The following is a 15,375-nucleotide window of genomic DNA, read 5'->3' on the forward strand; positions in this document are numbered from 1 at the left end:
CCGGACTCCACCTCGCCGCCATCTTCATCTGGTCGGCGAGGTGATCCGAAGGAAACGGCCTAGTTCCCGGCCGCCACGCGCGCGTGCGGGCCGTCTCCCCGGGGGGAGGCGGCCCGTTCGTGTGTACGGGCGCGCCCACCTACGGTGACACGGGCTACCGGGAACGCGGTGACGTGCGGCAGGATCTGGGAATGGAGCGTGTACGTGATCTCTCTGAGCTGCCGAAAGCCCATCTGCACCTGCACTTCACCGGGTCGATGCGACCAGGGACCGTGCTGGAGCTGGCCGACAAGTACGGCGTACGGCTGCCCGACACGCTGAGGGACGCCCTCGTCAGCGGCGATCCGCCCCGGCTGCGCGCCACGGACGAGCGGGGCTGGTTCCGGTTCCAGCGGCTGTACGACGCGGCCCGCTCCTGCCTGCGCGGCCCGGAGGACATCCAGCGCCTGGTCCGGGAGGCCGCGGAGGAGGACCTGAAGGACGGCTCGGGCTGGCTGGAGATCCAGGTGGATCCGACGTCGTACGCGCCCCGGCTGGGCGGTCTGATCCCGGCGCTGGAGGTCATCCTGGACGCGGTCGACACGACCTCCCGGGAGACCGGCCTCGGGATGCGCGTCCTGGTCGCCGCGAACCGCATGAAGCACCCGCTGGACGCGCGCACGCTGGCCCGGCTGGCGGTGCGGTACGCGGACCGGGGCGTGGTCGGCTTCGGGCTCTCCAACGACGAGCGGCGGGGCCTGGCGCGGGACTTCGACCGGGCCTTCCACATCGCGCGCGAGGGCGGCCTGCTGTCGGCCCCGCACGGCGGCGAGCTGGCCGGGCCGGTGTCGGTCCGGGACTGCCTGGACGATCTGCACGCCTCGCGGATCGGGCACGGGGTACGGGCCGCTGAGGACCCGCGGCTGCTGAAGCGGCTGGCCGACCGGGGCGTGACCTGCGAGGTGTGCCCGGCCTCGAACGTGGCGCTCGGCGTGTACGAGAAGCCGCAGGACGTCCCGCTGCGCACCCTCTTCGAGGCGGGCGTGCCGATGGCCCTGGGCGCGGACGACCCGCTGCTGTTCGGCTCGCGGCTGGCCGCGCAGTACGAGATCGCCCGGCACGCCCACGGTTTCTCGGACGCCGAGCTCGCGGAGCTGGCCCGGCAGTCGGTGCGGGGTTCGGCGGCGCCCGAGGAGGTCAAGGCGCGGCTGCTGGCGGGCGTGGACGACTGGCTGGCCCGTCCGGCCTCCTGAAGGCCGGCGGGCGGGACCCTGTGTCACCCGGCGGGCTCTCGCGGGGCCCGGATGCCGCCGAGCAGGGTCCGCGCGAGGCGGGCGGCGAACTCGTCGGCCGGCGGCCGCCCGGTGTCGGTGGCGTCGTAGGCGAAGGCCCGCTGGGCGCAGGCGCCCAGGAGGAGTGAGGCGGCGGCGTAGGTGTCGGCGTCGGCGCGCACCCGGCCGGCGGCCTGTTCGGCGCGGAGGTAGGCGTCCACGCCCTGGATGGGCAGGTGGGGGCCGGAGCCGAGAGCGCGCAGGGTGTCGTCGTGGCGCCGCTTGAGCTGGGTCTCGGCGTACAGGGAGGCGGCGATCGGGAAGCTCTGCTCGTAGAAGAGCGCGGCCTGGCGGGCGATCTCGGTGAGGTTCTCCTCCAGGGTGGCCCGTCCCGGTGCGGCGGCGAGGCTGTCGAGCAGCGGGGTGAGCCGGGGCAGCCGCTCGGTGAGGACCCGTACGAACAGCTCTTCCTTGCTGTCGAAGTACTTGTAGAGGGCCGCTTCGGAGCAGCCGGCCGCGCGGGCGATCTCCTTGGTGGTGGCGCGGGCGAGCCCGACGGTGAGCATCAGCTCGTGGGCGGCGTCGAGGATGCGCACACGCGCCGGCTTGGTGTCGACGGGCTCCATGGGGTTCCTAACGGCCTTGACGGGTGGGTGAGTACTTACCCACTCTAGGGCCGGAAGGGGTGAGTGAGCACTCACCCACCTGCGGGTCGCGCGCAGGGCACGGGAGGGAAGCCACCATGAGACTCACTGTTTTCGGCGCCACCGGGGGAACGGGCCGCGAGCTGGTACGCCAGGCCCTGGACGCCGGTCACGAGGTCACCGCGGTCGTCCGGGACCCGGCCCGCCTCCCGGTGTCCGGGGACCGCCTGGAGGTCGTCCGCAGCGGCCTGGACGATCCCGAGGAGCTGCGCGCCGCCGTCCGGGGCCGGTACGCCGTCCTGTCCGGTCTGGGGCCCCGGGGGCGCAAGGCCGACGGGGTGACCGCCCGGCTGACCCGTACGATCGTCGGCGCCATGGAGGCGGAGGGGGTGCGCCGGCTGCTGGTGGTCAGCGCCAGCCCGGTCGGCCCGGCACCGGAGGGCGACGGCCCCCTGGACCGCGCGGTGCGGAGCATCGTGTCGGCGGTCCTGAAGGACGTGTACGCCGATCTGCGCGCGATGGAGGCCGATCTGGCCCGCAGCGACACCGACTGGACGTGCGTACGGCCGCCGCGGCTCCAGGACAAGCCGCTCACCGGCCACTACCGCACGGTCGTCGGCGGCACCCCCGTCAAGGGCCGCTTCCTCGCGCGCGCGGACGTCGCGCACGCGATGCTGTCGATGATCGATGCCGAGGAGACCGTGCGGCAGGGCGTGGGAGTGGCGTACTGAGCGGGTACGGCCACTGCCGCGGCACCCGTCCTTACAGGCTCACACCCACGGTCACCGGCTCGTTGACGAGCGTGACGCCGAAGGCCGCGCGGACCCCGGCGACCACCTCGCGGGCCAGGGCCAGCAGGTCCTCCGTGGTGGCCTCGCCCCGGTTGGTCAGAGCGAGGGTGTGCTTGGTGGAGATGCGGGCGGGGCCGGTGCCGTAGCCCTTGGTGAAGCCCGCCTTGTCGATCAGCCAGGCCGCGGACGTCTTCGTACGGCCCTCCCCCGCCGGGTAGGCGGGCGGTTCGACGCCGTCGCCCAGCCGCTCGCGCACGCGCGCGTGGAAGGCGGCGAACTGGTCGTCGGTGAGGACCGGGTTGGTGAAGAAGGAACCGGCGGACCAGGTGTCGTGGTCCTCGGGGTCCAGCACCATGCCCTTCCCGGCGCGCAGCTTCAGCACGGTGTCGCGGGCGTCGGCGAGCGGCACCCGGTCACCGGTCGCCACGCCGAGCGCGCGGGCGGTCTCGGCGTACTTCAGCGGCGCGGACAGCCCGCCGGCGTCCTTCAGCCCGAACCGGACCCGGAGCACGACATAGCGGTCGGGGTCGGCCTTGAAGCGGCTGTGGCGGTACGAGAAGCCGCACTCGTCGTTCGTCAGGGTGACGGTCTCGCCGGCCCGGCGGTCGTAGGCGATGACCTCGGTGATCGTCGAGGAGACCTCCTGGCCGTAGGCGCCCACGTTCTGGATCGGCGTGGCGCCCGCGGAGCCGGGGATGCCGGCCAGGCACTCGATCCCGGCGAGCCCGGCCTCCACGGTGCGGGCGACGGCGTCGCTCCACACCTCGCCGGCCGCCAGTTCCAGCGTGCCGCCGCGCAGTTCGACCCCGCGCGTGGCGATGCGCAGCGCGGTGCCGTCGAACCCCTTGTCGCCGATGACCAGGTTGGAGCCGCCGCCGATGACCAGCAGCGGTGTACCGCTGTCGTCGGCCTCGCGCACCGCGGCGATCACCTCGGCGTCGGTGCCGGCCGTGACCAGCCGGGTCGCGGGACCGCCCAGCCGGAAGGTGGTCAGCGGGGCAAGGGGGGCGTCGTGGAGTACCTGCACGGGGCCAAGCGTACGAGACGCGGCCGAGGGGGCCGGGCAGGCGGGGACCGATGGGGGCCGCCGCCCGCCTGGGGGCGCCGCACGCGCGCGGGGGGCCGGCGCGACAGGCATCGGCGGGCCGGTCGACGGCAGCGGTCGGGGCGCCGTACTCGGTGGCGGGCAGCCGGGGGTGCCGGCGGACAGCCGGCCCGGTCGAGCGCGGCCGGCGCGTAAGGGGCGCACGTCAAGAGAGGGCGCCCCTTACTTCGGCTGGGCCGGTCAGGCCAGTCGTACGACCGCCCGGGACATGCCCAGTACCTTCTGGCCGGCGCTCGTCGCCGTCAGGTCCACCCGGACGGTGCGGTCGTCCAGCTTGGCCGCGACCTTGCCGCTGACCTCGATCAGCGCGCCCTGGTCGTCGTTCGGCACGACGACGGGCCGGGTGAAGCGGACGCCGTACTCCACGACCGCGCCCGGGTCCCCGGTCCAGTCCGTGACCACACGGATCGCCTCGGCCATGGTGAACATGCCGTGCGCGATGACGTCCGGCAGGCCCACCTCCTTGGCGAACTTCTCGTTCCAGTGGATGGGGTTGAAGTCCCCGGAGGCACCGGCGTAGCGCACCAGCGTGGCGCGCGTCACGGGGAAGCTCCGGGCCGGCAGTTCGGTGCCGACCTCGACCTCGTCGTACGCGATCTTCGCCGTCATCGGATTCTCACGCCTCCTCGGCCGCGCGGGCCACGAGCTTGGTCCAGGCGGTCACGACGAGCTCGCCGGACTCGTCGTGGACCTCGCCGCGGATGTCCAGGATGTCGTTGCCCGCGAGGGACTTGATCGACTCGATGGTGGAGGTGACCGTGAGCCGGTCGCCGGCGCGCACCGGGCGGGCGTAGGCGAACTTCTGGTCGCCGTGCACCACGCGGCTGTAGTCCAGACCGAGCTGCGGGTCCTGGACGACCTGTCCGGCGGCCCGGAAAGTGATGGAGAACACGAAGGTCGGCGGGGCGATCACATCGGGGTGGCCGAATTCCTTGGCGGCCTCGGGATCGGTGTACACCGGGTTGGACTCGCCCACCGCCTCGGCGAACTCGCGGATCTTCTCCCGGCCCACCTCATAGGGCGCGGTGGGCGGGTAGGTCCGTCCCACGAAGGACTGGTCGAGCGCCATGGCCCGGCACCTCCTGATCTCTGCTGTGATGGCCCCAAATTAGCCGGAAACCCGGTCGGGGAATGCGCCCGGGGCCGGTGGGGCGGCTGGATGCGGGACGGGCCGGGAAAACGCCGTGAGGCCGCCCCCTCGGAAGGGGACGGCCTCACGAACGAGCCTGATTTATCGCGTTTCGCGGTGCGCGGTGTGCGCGTTGCAACGCGGGCAGTGCTTCTTCATCTCAAGACGGTCCGGGTTGTTACGCCGGTTCTTCTTGGTGATGTAGTTCCGCTCCTTGCACTCCACGCAGGCCAGCGTGATCTTCGGGCGGACGTCGGTGGCAGCCACGTGAGTGCTCCTAAGACGAACGGATGGACTGGTTCAACGCAAGAAAGAGTAGCCGATCGAAGGACCGACCCCACAATCGGCTACTGTCAGTAGCGGTGACCGGACTTGAACCGGTGACACAGCGATTATGAGCCGCTTGCTCTACCGACTGAGCTACACCGCTTTGATGAGATCAGCTCCCGCCTTGCGGCGGGAACCTCTCACACCAGAGCCCCAAAACGGAATCGAACCGTTGACCTTCTCCTTACCATGGAGACGCTCTGCCGACTGAGCTATTGGGGCGAGCGATGAAGACATTACACGGTCCGCCGCCGTTCACCCAAATCCGTATCCCGCCGCCCGCCGGGACGCTCCTCGCGGCCCGCCCGGCGGCCCCCTGAGCCCCGGGCCGCACGGCCGTCGGCGGGCACGCGCGCGTGGCGTGCGGGCGGGTCGCGCGGGGGCCCGGCGGGGGCGGACCACGCCGGTACGACTATTGCGCCCCTGCGGGATCCGCGCGGCTCCCGACCCTAGGCTCGACCCGCCCTGCGTGATCTTGGGGCGACCCGCCCGCCCCGCGTCTCACGCCGGCCCGTCCGAGCCCCTCCCGCCCGCCCCAGGAGCGCGATGCCCGACAGCCAGCCGCAGCCGCAACCGCCGTCGAACCCGCCGCACTCGCCGGGGTCCCCGGGTCCGTCCGGCCCGGCCGGCCTGCTGCTGTGCGGGGCGCGGCTGACCGACGGCCGGACCGTCGACGTACGGCTCGGCGGGGGGCGTATCGAGGCGGTGGGCACGGCCGGCAGCCTCGCGCCGGGCCCGGCCCGCACGGGCGTCACGCGGGTGGACCTGAGCGGCTATCTGCTGCTGCCGGCCCCGGCCGAACCACACGCCCACGGGGACACCGCGCTGTCCGCCGAGCGCCCGGGGCCGGTGTCGTACGCCCCCGAGGACGTCCAGCGCCGGGCGACGGAGGCGGCCCTGCTGCACCTCGGGCTCGGCGCGACGGCGGTGCGGGCGCACGTGCGCGTGGGCGACGTCCAGGGGCTCGACGCGCTCGGCGCGGTGCTGCGGGCCCGGCGGTCGCTGCGGGGGCTGGCGGAGCTGACCACGGTGGCGATGCCCCGGCTGCTGACCGGGGCGGCCGGGGCCGACGGGCTGGCGATGCTGCGGGACGCGGTGCGGATGGGCGCCTCCGTGGTGGGCGGCTGCCCCGACCTGGACCCCGATCCCACCGGTTACGTGGAGGCGGTCCTGGAGGTGGCCTCCGAGCACGGCTGCCCGGTGGACCTGCACACCGACGCCGCCGACCCGGCCCGGCTGGCCCGGCTCGCGGCCATGGCCGGAGGCCTGCGCCCCGGCGTGACCATCGGACCGTGCGCCGGTCTCGCGCGCCTGCCCACCCGGCTCGCCTCGCGCGCCGCCGACCAACTCGCGGCGGCCGGCGTGACGGTGGTCTGCCTGCCCCAGGGCGGGTGCGGCGGCGTCGACCGGCGGGGCACGGCACCGGTACGGCTGCTGCGCGCGGCCGGGGTACGGGTGGCGGCCGGCGGCGGGGCCCTGCGCGATGTCTGCAACCCCGTCGGCCGCGGCGACCCCCTGGAGGCCGCGTACCTCCTCGCGTCCGTCCACGGCCTGCGCCCGGAGGACGCCTACGGCGCGGTGTCCGCCTCGGCCCGCGCGGTACTGGGCCTGCCGGAGGTGCGGGTGGAGGCGGGCTTCCCGGCCGAGTTGCTGGCCGTACGCGGCGACCGGCTGGCCGGGGCGCTCTCCCTGGCCTACAGCAGGATCGTGGTGCACCGGGGCCGCGTGGTGGCCCGCACGAGCGCGGTACGCGAGTACTGCCAGTCGACGGGGACGGGGGACCCGGGACTGCCCCGGCAGGGGCGCGGAGAGCTGTCGTGAGGGGCGGTGGGCGGGGCGCGAAGAGCTGTCCTGAAGGGGCGCTGGGCGGGGTCCGGCGGGGGCGCACGCGCGGGTGGTTCGCGCTCGTACGCGGGGCTCGCGTCACGCCGGTTAACTCGTGCGGCGGACGGGGCTCTTCGGGCGTACGGTCGAAGTCATGCGCATTGTCATCGCTGGTGGTCATGGTCAGATCGCGCTGCGGCTGGAGCGCCTGCTCTCCGCGCGCGGTGACGAGGTCGCGGGGATCATCCGCACGCTGGAGCAGGGCGACGACCTGCGGGCGGCCGGCGCCGAACCGGTCCTGCTCGACCTGGAGTCGGCCCTGGTGGAGGAGGTCGCGGCGCATCTGCAGGGCGCGGACGCGGCGGTGTTCGCGGCCGGCGCGGGCCCGGGCAGCGGCGCGGCCCGCAAGGACACGGTGGACCGGGGCGCGGCGGTGCTGTTCGCGGACGCGGCCGTACGCGCGCGCGTGCGGCGCTTCCTGGTGGTGTCCGCGATGGGCGCGGACCCCGCGCACCAGGGGGACGAGGTCTTCGACGCGTACTTGCGCGCCAAGGGCGAGGCCGACGCGTACGTCACCCGGCAGGAGGCGCTGGACTGGACGATCCTGCGCCCGGGCGCGCTGACGGACGACCCGGGCACCGGACTGGTCCGTATGGAGGCGCACACGGGGCGCGGCTCCGTCCCCCGGGACGATGTCGCGGCCGTCCTCGCGGAACTGGTGGACACACCCGCGACGGCCGGCCTCATGCTGGAGCTGATCGGCGGTTCCACACCGGTGTCGGTCGCCGTCAAGTCGGTGGCCGGGAACTGAGGAAGCCGAGAAGAGGCTCAGAACAGGGGCAGCTGACCGGGGAAGTCCGGTACGGCGTAACCGTCCAAGGAGGGCTGGACGGCGCCGAGTTGCGCGGGCCGGCGCGATCCGGCACAGGAGACGAGGTCGCCGTTCGCCCGCGCCCCGGGCGGGTCGTGGCGCGCGAAGCGGCCCGCGACGACGGCGATGTCGCGGTGGCACACGGGACAGGTTCTGCGTCGGGAGGACATGCCGCCAGTGTGCCCGCCGAGTGCCCGCCGACGTGCCGGGACATCGACCGGCCGGGTGTCCGCGCCGGGACGGTGACGGCCGGCACGGCCGGGCCCTCAGGACACCGAATCCTCAGGACAGCCGGGTCCTCAGGACAGATGCGGCCGGGGGTGCGGTCGGGGTGGCCGGGTCCGTCGGGCGGTCGCAGGAGCGGCGGTCGGCGGACGGGGCGGTCAGGTCCGGGTCTCCGCCTCCCACCGGTCGGGGCCCACTCCGCGCCAGTCGATCAGCGGCGAGTCGGCGACCTCTTCCGGTTCGATGTCCAGCCCCGCCCGGCGCAGGAACTCCACGAGATCCCGCACGTTGTGCGCGAGGCCGAGGATCTCGCCGTCCACCCGCACCCGGCGACCGCCGGTCGGGGACGGCAGGTGCACGATGATGGGACGTTTCCCGGCCATGGCTCCAGCATCGTCCGGACCACCCGGACGCGCACCCGGGCCGGTCCGGCGCTCATGGGCGCCGGGCCACGAAGACGAACTCCCGTCCCGGCCTGTCGGGGGCGTCACGGACCTCCTCCAGCTCATAGCCGTGCGCGAGCAGGTCCCGCTCGACCTCCGCCCGCTCCCGGAAGCGCACCGTGGAATCCGAGGTCAGCACCTGTCCGTCCGCCGCGAAGGCGTAACTCTGGCGGAAGGTCACCAGCGGCCCGCGCACCTCGGTCAGCTCGACCCGGTACTCGACCGTTCCGACGCCGGGGACCTCCGCCACGTGGCAGGAATCCTCACGGGTCCACTCCTGCCAGCCGCGCCGGGCCGGATCGCGGGTCTCGAAGACCAGCCGTCCGCCGGGCCGCAGCGCTTCCCGAACGCCCCGCAGCGTCTCCCGCCACACGTGCGGGTCGGTGATGGCCTGGGCGACGTTCCCCGTCATCGTCGCCAGGTCGGCGCAAAGCGGCGGGAGGCCGGTCGCGTCGCCGTGGATCCAACGGACGCGCCCACCGCCCGGTTTGGCCCGGGCGACGTCGAGGGAGGCCCGGGCGGGGTCGACGCCGACCACCTCGATCCCGCGGCCGGCCAGGAGCAGGGCGAACACCCCGGTCCCGCAGCCGATGTCCAGCACGCGGCGCGCCCCGAACTCCTCCGCCATGCCCAGATACGCGTCCAGGTCGGCGCGGTCCGAGTGGAGCGGGTCGTAGACCGCGGCGAGGCGTGGATGCGCGAAGCAGTCGTCGGCCATGCGGGCGAACGTACGCGGTGCCGGACCCGGACGGCGACCGGTTTTCACGGGCGTCCCGGAGTTCAGGTACGGGGTTCTGGGCACCCAGGCGGTATGGGCAGCCCGATTCCACCGGGAGCGCCGGCGCGGCGCCTGTCACCGGCGCCGGAGAACGTCGTGGTGGCCCGGAGGTTCGTACGGTCGGTGCTGGACGGCCTGGTGCCGGACGTGCGGGACACCGCCGAGCTGCTGACCGGCGAGCTGGTGACCAACGCGGTCGTCCACGCGCGCACCGAGATCGAGGTGACGGCGTGGACCGCCGGGGGCCGGGCCCATGTGCGGGTCGGCGACCGCCGCCCGGACTACGGCCTGGTACCGCACGTGCGCCACCTGTACGCCTGCACCGGCAGGGGGCTGGCCCTGGTCGAGGAGCTGGCCACCAGCCACGGCGTCCACAGCGGGGCGGACCGCAAGACGGTCTGGTTCGAGGTGTGGCCCGAGGCACCGGCGCCGCCGGCGTCCGCGTGGGAGACCGTGGCGCCGCCCGGCCGCACCGTCACCGTGACGCTGAACGACGTACCGTACGCCCTCTACTGGGCGGCCCAGCAGCAGTGGGAGGGGCTGCTGCGCGAACTGTTCCTCGACCCGTCCACCGCCTCCGGGATCGGGGTGCGCCCGGAGGACCTCGCCGCCGCCCAGGACACGAGCAGCATGATCTGCGCGTCCATGACGGCGGCGGTGGAGCAGGAGACCCTCGACAGTTCGACGCTCTCGCTGCTGGTGGCGTTCGCGGCGGACGCGGCACCCCGGATCGCGACGCTGCGCCGGGTCCTCGACGCCGCCGACGCGGTGGCGCAGCAGGGCAGCCTGCTGGCCCTGCCGGCCCTGCCGCACATCCGGTCCTTCCGGCACTGGCTGCTCGACCAGATCACCGGTCAGCTGCCCGGCGGGCAACCCACCTCGTGGACGCAGGTCACCGGCGCGCCGGGCGCCAGCCCGACGGATCTGGCGCCCTGGGACGCGAGCGAGGTGGAGGCGGCCCTGGTGCCGACCATCGCGGCCGACGAGGGCAACCGGATCATCGCGGTGAACGACGCCGCGTCGAGCCTGCTGGGCTGGCCGGCGCACGACCTCGTCGGCCGGCGGCTGACCGTGCTCATGCCCGAGCACCTCCGCCAACGCCACGTGACGGCCTTCACCTCGCTGCTGCTCACAGGTGAGTCCCGCATCCTGGGCCGCCCGATCCCGGTTCCCGCGCTGCACCGGGACGGCCGGGTGATCCCCATCCGCCTCACCATCCAGACGCAGGAGGCGATCGACGGGCGGACCGTGTTCGTCGCCCAGCTCGCCACGACGACGGCTCCCCCGGCCCCGCCGGAGCCCCCCGGGGGCGGACTGGCCGCCACCCGGCCGGTACCGGGCCCGGTGCACCTGCCGACCTCGACCAAGAAGACCAAGACGCTGAGCGTGGAGGCGGCCGCGCCGCAGTGGCTGTCCCTGTTCGCTGACACCGGCATAGCGCTGACCAGCACCCTCGATCCGGAGGAGCGGCTACGACGGGTGTGCCATGTGCTGACCCGGGACCTGGCCGACTGGTGCATGGCGGACCTCGTCGACGAGCAGGGCCGGCTGGAGCGGGTCTGTCTCGTCCACCGCGATCCCCATGTGCCGGTGTCCGGGACGCACCTCGGCACGCTCCCGCCGGCGTCCGAGATCACGCAGGACTCGCTGCCCAGGGTGCTGCGCGGTGCCGGTCCGCTGCTGGTCACCGACATCACCCCGCCCGTCGCCCCGCTGAGCCCCTTGGACGCCCGGCAGCGGGAACTGGTCGAGCGGCTGGGCGCCGACAGCGCGGTCGTCGCTCCGCTGCGGGCCGAGCGCGCGGTCTTCGGGGCCCTGACCATGGTGCGTACCGAGGCCGGGCACCCGTTCGCCAAGGAGGACGTTCCCCTGATCGCGGAGCTGGTCCGCGCCGTCGCGCTCGGGGTGGACAACGCCCGTCTGCACCAGCACGCCCGCTCCAACGCCGAACACCTCCAGCGCGCGCTGCTGCCCGAACTGCCCCGCGCCGACCGGCTGGAGCTGACCGCCCGCTATGTGCCCTCCAGCACCACCGCCGAGGTCGGCGGTGACTGGTACGACGCCTTCACGCTGCCCGGCGGTGACATCGTGCTGGTCATCGGGGACGTCTCCGGCCATGACCTCCAGGCCGCCGTCGCCATGAGCACCCTGCGCAACATGCTGCGCGGTATCGCCGTCGACCGGCAGGAACCGCCCGAGGAGGTCCTGCGCCGCCTGGACCTGGCGAGCCAGACCCTGAACCCGCAGTCCACCGCCACCTGCGTCTACGGCCTGGTCAAGAGCGACGGCCGCACGACGTACCTGCACTACTCCTCGGCCGGTCACCTGCCGCCCCTGCTGACCACCCAGGAGGGCGAGACGCGTTACCTGGACACGGGCCGGGGCCTGCTGATCGGGATGGACCCGTGTCTGCCCCGCCGCTCCGCCTGGGAGCTGCTGCCGCCCCACTCCACGCTGCTGTTCTTCACGGACGGCCTCATCGAACGCCGCGGTGAGTCGCTCGACGAGGCGATGAACAGGCTCCGCCGGTCCACCGCCGCCCAGGCGCGGACCCCGCTGGACGTCTTCTGCGACGAACTGATCCTCAGATTCGGCCGCGACACCACCGACGACATCGCCCTGCTCGCCCTGCGCCCCGGCCCGCCGGCCTGACCCACGTACGACGAGAGCCCCGTGACCTGCTGTTTACGCAGGTCACGGGGCTCTCGTTCCCGTGTGGCGGCGCCAGGATTCGAACCTGGTAGGCATAGCCGACAGATTTACAGCCCCAAGGACCCGTCCTCCGAACCGCGCTGACCTGCGCAGATGAGTGATGCGAGAGGAGGCCCGACTTCAGCCGTCCGCGCCTCGTCCACATGCGACCGGCTAGGTCTTCAGCACTGCCTCGGAACGGCGATACATAGCTGTCGGAGACCATGCAGAGCGGCATGGAACGCAGCCGCGATCTCGCGCGCCCGCTGTTCGCTCTCGATCGCCCGCATGGAGATGTAGTCAGGCGCGATATTGGCCTGCGCCACTGTGTCCGCGAGCACCAATGCTTCAACCGCGGACCGCAGGAATGCCACTGCCTCGTCCGAGATGGTGGGCCCGCTGCTAGACATAGCGTCAAGCTCCACATTCCAGTGCTGGCCATGACGAGTGATGCACACAAAGATCGCGTCGTTGGCCTTGGCGCTTCTGTAGGCCGCGTGGTGAGCCTCCGGTTCGGTGCAGTCGGGAATGAGTGCAGCAGGGAGAGGCGTTCCGAGCGTCGACATGCCCGCATCATCGCAGCCGCTTACGCTGCAATCAGGCGAACGCACATGACCACAGCCGATCCTGCGCTGCCTGTCAGAGCATCTACTTCTGGCCGCTGTACACGGGCACCGATCGCAATCGACTCGTGGCGGTTGCGGATGGGGGCTGGATACGTGAGTTTGTCTGGGTATATGCACACCAGGATGGCTCGGCGTGATACCGGGCCATCCTGGTCGTCGGTGGTTCTCCAAGGCCGTCATGGGCCCCAGACGGCCCAGACCAGCACAGCCCTGGCGGGCTTGTAGGCCGCGAGCACCCGGCCCTGGCCAGCACTGAAACCGTCGAATGCGGCCTTGCTCTGCTTGCACATCAACTGCGCCCCCCCCAACTCGCCCGATCCGTGCCGACGCAATCCGCCAGGATTCGCCACCCCCCACGAACCCCTGACCAGGAAGAACTAAACGATCTTCAGCGTGACGGGCTCACGCCACGCCTGAACGCCATGGCCCGCTAGGGGTTTCGCCACGAGTCTTGATCATGAAACGGGTTCAGAAGCTTGATGCTTCGGGCTGCTTGAGGTTTCCTCGTTATGGGGCCGAAAGGCTCCCGAGCTGCGCAGAGAGCCTGGCTCCGGGCTGCTTCCCGGAGCCAGGCTCACACGCGGGGCTTCAGGCGGGTCCGGCCGAACACCAAGCGGCCGGGCTCGCTTATCACCCAACCTGTCGTCCGGACCCCCTCCAGCGCATCACATAAAGCGCTCCGCGCACCCCGCGATGGCAGTGATCGTCGTGAGGACCAGCGCTACCAACTGGATCCAGTCCGGTAACTGACTGCGCCTGCGGCCACGCCTCCGCCGTTTCGATCCCTCCATCTGATCCGACCTCCCTCTCTGAAAATTCCACTGGGTTGGACCCGCCCCTTGAGGCGGGCGTGCCGGGAGAGGGACTTCGGACTCATCGCAACTTAACCCGACTCCAGTAGCGCAATCGGCGGTCCGAGGGTGGCGAATGCTGGCGAACGATCGTCCGGCACCACGGGCCCAAGGAAGCTGCTTCGCCGAGGGCTCTGTCCGTGCTCTGATCTAGGGATCCTGCAAGCGATTACTGAGTGTGACAGGTTCGGGCCAGAGGCGTTCCATGCTACTTACGGGTGTTCCAGCACGGCCTGCTCGACTCGCTGAGGGGACTGGGGACGCTGGCGGAGGCACAGTTCCTACCGGATGCCGGGCTAAGAGCTCGAACCGCGGTGCATACACGGCGAGCGTGACCCCTGACGTGCCGACGCCGGCGCGGCTCGTGGATGCACTGGGCCAGCACCATCTGGCGGGAGCTGGACGAAGTTCAGGTCCGCAAGGCCATGTGGTCGGCCGCAGAACCCGTCCACGGCCCGTCCACACGCATCGAGACAGGGCGTTCGACCGCGAGACAGCGTGAGACAGTCCCCTGATCACTGGGGAGTGCGACGAGAGCCCCGTGACCTGCTGTTTACGCAGGTCACGGGGCTCTCGTTCCCGTGTGGCGGCGCCAGGATTCGAACCTGGGAAGGCTGAGCCGGCAGATTTACAGTCTGCTCCCTTTGGCCGCTCGGGCACACCGCCGGGTAATGCTGCCGTCTGGAACCCGCTTTCGGCGGTGTTCCCCGGCAACGACGTAAACAATACCCGATGCACAGGGGTGCTTCGCCACCCGGTTGATCTCCGCACCCGGGGGCGCGGGGTGGCTAGGCTGGTGCGGATGCGGCCCGGTGCTCCACCGGGCCCGGCGGTCGCCGCCGCGCGCCGGCACCCACCCCATACGCACCCCGATATCCCCGATACAAGGAGCCACAGGACATGGCCGACTCCAGTTTCGACATCGTCTCGAAGGTCGAGCGGCAGGAGGTCGACAACGCCCTCAACCAGGCCGCCAAGGAGATTTCGCAGCGCTACGACTTCAAGGGCGTGGGGGCTTCGATCAAGTGGTCCGGCGAGGACAAGATCCTCATGGAGGCCAACTCCGAGGAGCGGGTCAAGGCCGTCCTCGACGTCTTCGAGTCCAAGCTCGTCAAGCGCGGCATCTCGCTGAAGGCGCTGGAGGCGGGCGAGCCGCAGCTCTCCGGCAAGGAGTACAAGCTCTTCGCGTCGATCCAGGAGGGCATCTCCCAGGAGAACGCCAAGAAGGTGGCGAAGATCATCCGCGACGAGGGCCCGAAGGGCGTCAAGGCGCAGGTCCAGGGTGACGAGCTGCGCGTCAGCTCCAAGAGCCGCGACGACCTCCAGACCGTCATCGCCCTCCTGAAGGGCAAGGACTTCGACTTCGCGCTGCAGTTCGTGAACTACCGCTAGGCGCACGGAATGACGGAAGGGCGGGTGCCGTGGGGGCACCCGCCCTTCCGTGCTGCCCGGACCCGCGTCCGGACGCGGTCAGTCGCGGGAGTTGCCGAACAGGATGCGGTAGACGATCAGCAGCACCAGGGAACCGCCGATGGCCGCCGCCCAGGTCGCGCCGTCGTAGAAGTCCTTGGTGATCGGGTGGTCCAGCCAGCGCGCCGAGATCCAGCCGCCGAGGAACGCGCCCGCGACGCCGATGAGGGTCGTACCGATGAAGCCGCCGGGGTCGCGGCCCGGCAGCAGGACCTTGGCGATGGCTCCGGCCAGCAGTCCCAGGATGATCCAGCTGATGATGCCCATGCCGTGAAACCTGCCCTTCCGCGCTGTGTCGAGGAGGAAGACGCCGACGGGTCGTCCGACGGTTGCCGCACTCAGTAGGGTGC

The 15,375-nt window shown here is 72.1% G+C and carries 16 protein-coding genes and 3 tRNA genes; 6 read left to right on the forward strand and 13 right to left on the reverse strand.

The window, feature by feature from the left end; all coding sequences use genetic code 11:
* Nucleotides 1-191: 191 nt before the first annotated feature.
* Complete coding sequence (locus ABD350_RS11255) at nucleotides 192-1,232, forward strand: adenosine deaminase (RefSeq protein WP_344347773.1); 1,041 nt, start codon at nucleotides 192-194, stop codon at nucleotides 1,230-1,232.
* A gap of 23 nt (nucleotides 1,233-1,255) precedes the next feature.
* On the opposite strand, the gene ABD350_RS11260 is transcribed toward ABD350_RS11255, so the two are convergent.
* Complete coding sequence (locus ABD350_RS11260; protein WP_344347774.1) at nucleotides 1,256-1,876, reverse strand: TetR/AcrR family transcriptional regulator; 621 nt, start codon at nucleotides 1,874-1,876, stop codon at nucleotides 1,256-1,258.
* A gap of 116 nt (nucleotides 1,877-1,992) precedes the next feature.
* Between ABD350_RS11260 and ABD350_RS11265 the strand changes: the two genes are divergently transcribed.
* Nucleotides 1,993-2,625 (forward strand): NAD(P)-dependent oxidoreductase, encoded by a 633-nt coding sequence (locus ABD350_RS11265; protein ID WP_344347775.1) that lies wholly within the window; start codon nucleotides 1,993-1,995, stop codon nucleotides 2,623-2,625.
* A gap of 31 nt (nucleotides 2,626-2,656) precedes the next feature.
* On the opposite strand, the gene ABD350_RS11270 is transcribed toward ABD350_RS11265, so the two are convergent.
* The 6 genes from ABD350_RS11270 to ABD350_RS11295 all read right to left on the reverse strand — a co-directional run bounded on the left by ABD350_RS11270 (nucleotide 2,657) and on the right by ABD350_RS11295 (nucleotide 5,468).
* Nucleotides 2,657-3,712 carry a UDP-N-acetylmuramate dehydrogenase gene (locus tag ABD350_RS11270; RefSeq protein WP_344347776.1) on the reverse strand — a complete coding sequence of 352 codons (1,056 nt, stop codon included), beginning with the start codon at nucleotides 3,710-3,712 and terminating at the stop codon, nucleotides 2,657-2,659.
* Between the two features lie 258 nt (nucleotides 3,713-3,970).
* Nucleotides 3,971-4,399, reverse strand: coding sequence for a MaoC family dehydratase (locus ABD350_RS11275; protein WP_181797226.1), 429 nt, complete (start codon nucleotides 4,397-4,399; stop codon nucleotides 3,971-3,973).
* A 7-nt stretch (nucleotides 4,400-4,406) separates the two neighbouring features.
* Entirely contained in the window at nucleotides 4,407-4,859 is a 453-nt protein-coding gene (locus tag ABD350_RS11280; protein ID WP_344347777.1) for an FAS1-like dehydratase domain-containing protein, read from the reverse strand.
* 162 nt (nucleotides 4,860-5,021) lie between these two features.
* Nucleotides 5,022-5,186, reverse strand: a complete 165-nt coding sequence (gene rpmG / locus ABD350_RS11285; protein ID WP_003948671.1) for a 50S ribosomal protein L33 — start codon at nucleotides 5,184-5,186, stop codon at nucleotides 5,022-5,024.
* Nucleotides 5,187-5,276: 90 nt separating this feature from the next.
* Nucleotides 5,277-5,349, reverse strand: a tRNA-Met gene (locus ABD350_RS11290).
* Between the two features lie 46 nt (nucleotides 5,350-5,395).
* Nucleotides 5,396-5,468 (reverse strand) — tRNA-Thr (locus tag ABD350_RS11295).
* Between the two features lie 324 nt (nucleotides 5,469-5,792).
* Here ABD350_RS11295 and ABD350_RS11300 point away from each other — a divergent pair.
* Entirely contained in the window at nucleotides 5,793-7,067 is a 1,275-nt protein-coding gene (locus tag ABD350_RS11300; RefSeq protein WP_344347778.1) for an amidohydrolase family protein, read from the forward strand.
* A gap of 157 nt (nucleotides 7,068-7,224) precedes the next feature.
* The gene (locus ABD350_RS11305) at nucleotides 7,225-7,881 is read left to right on the forward strand and encodes an SDR family oxidoreductase (RefSeq protein ID WP_344347779.1); all 657 of its coding nucleotides are present in this window, start codon (nucleotides 7,225-7,227) and stop codon (nucleotides 7,879-7,881) included.
* 17 nt (nucleotides 7,882-7,898) lie between these two features.
* Here the strand turns inward: ABD350_RS11305 and ABD350_RS11310 are convergent, their stop codons facing one another.
* From ABD350_RS11310 to ABD350_RS11320, 3 genes are all read right to left on the reverse strand, one after another.
* The gene (locus ABD350_RS11310; protein ID WP_344347780.1) at nucleotides 7,899-8,111 is read right to left on the reverse strand and encodes a hypothetical protein; all 213 of its coding nucleotides are present in this window, start codon (nucleotides 8,109-8,111) and stop codon (nucleotides 7,899-7,901) included.
* A 213-nt stretch (nucleotides 8,112-8,324) separates the two neighbouring features.
* Nucleotides 8,325-8,549: a hypothetical protein gene (locus ABD350_RS11315; protein ID WP_344347781.1), complete on the reverse strand. Its 225-nt coding sequence runs from the start codon at nucleotides 8,547-8,549 to the stop codon at nucleotides 8,325-8,327.
* Between the two features lie 52 nt (nucleotides 8,550-8,601).
* A complete protein-coding gene (locus ABD350_RS11320) occupies nucleotides 8,602-9,327 on the reverse strand; it encodes a class I SAM-dependent methyltransferase (protein ID WP_344347782.1) in 726 nt (241 codons plus the stop codon).
* Nucleotides 9,328-9,420: 93 nt separating this feature from the next.
* On the opposite strand from ABD350_RS11320, the gene ABD350_RS11325 reads away from it, so the two are divergent.
* Nucleotides 9,421-12,039, forward strand: coding sequence for a SpoIIE family protein phosphatase (locus ABD350_RS11325; RefSeq protein ID WP_344347783.1), 2,619 nt, complete (start codon nucleotides 9,421-9,423; stop codon nucleotides 12,037-12,039).
* Between the two features lie 221 nt (nucleotides 12,040-12,260).
* Here ABD350_RS11325 and ABD350_RS11330 read toward each other — a convergent pair whose 3' ends face one another.
* Nucleotides 12,261-12,644 carry a hypothetical protein gene (locus tag ABD350_RS11330; protein ID WP_344347784.1) on the reverse strand — a complete coding sequence of 128 codons (384 nt, stop codon included), beginning with the start codon at nucleotides 12,642-12,644 and terminating at the stop codon, nucleotides 12,261-12,263.
* Nucleotides 12,645-14,139: 1,495 nt separating this feature from the next.
* Nucleotides 14,140-14,221, reverse strand: a tRNA-Tyr gene (locus ABD350_RS11335).
* Nucleotides 14,222-14,455: 234 nt separating this feature from the next.
* Here ABD350_RS11335 and ABD350_RS11340 point away from each other — a divergent pair.
* Nucleotides 14,456-14,947, forward strand: a complete 492-nt coding sequence (locus tag ABD350_RS11340) for a YajQ family cyclic di-GMP-binding protein (RefSeq protein ID WP_344347786.1) — start codon at nucleotides 14,456-14,458, stop codon at nucleotides 14,945-14,947.
* Between the two features lie 78 nt (nucleotides 14,948-15,025).
* On the opposite strand, the gene ABD350_RS11345 is transcribed toward ABD350_RS11340, so the two are convergent.
* Nucleotides 15,026-15,292, reverse strand: coding sequence for a GlsB/YeaQ/YmgE family stress response membrane protein (locus ABD350_RS11345; protein ID WP_344347787.1), 267 nt, complete (start codon nucleotides 15,290-15,292; stop codon nucleotides 15,026-15,028).
* Nucleotides 15,293-15,375 lie beyond the last annotated feature (83 nt).

The sequence above is a fragment of the Streptomyces nogalater genome, assembly GCF_039532885.1.
Lineage (GTDB): Bacteria > Actinomycetota > Actinomycetes > Streptomycetales > Streptomycetaceae > Streptomyces > Streptomyces nogalater.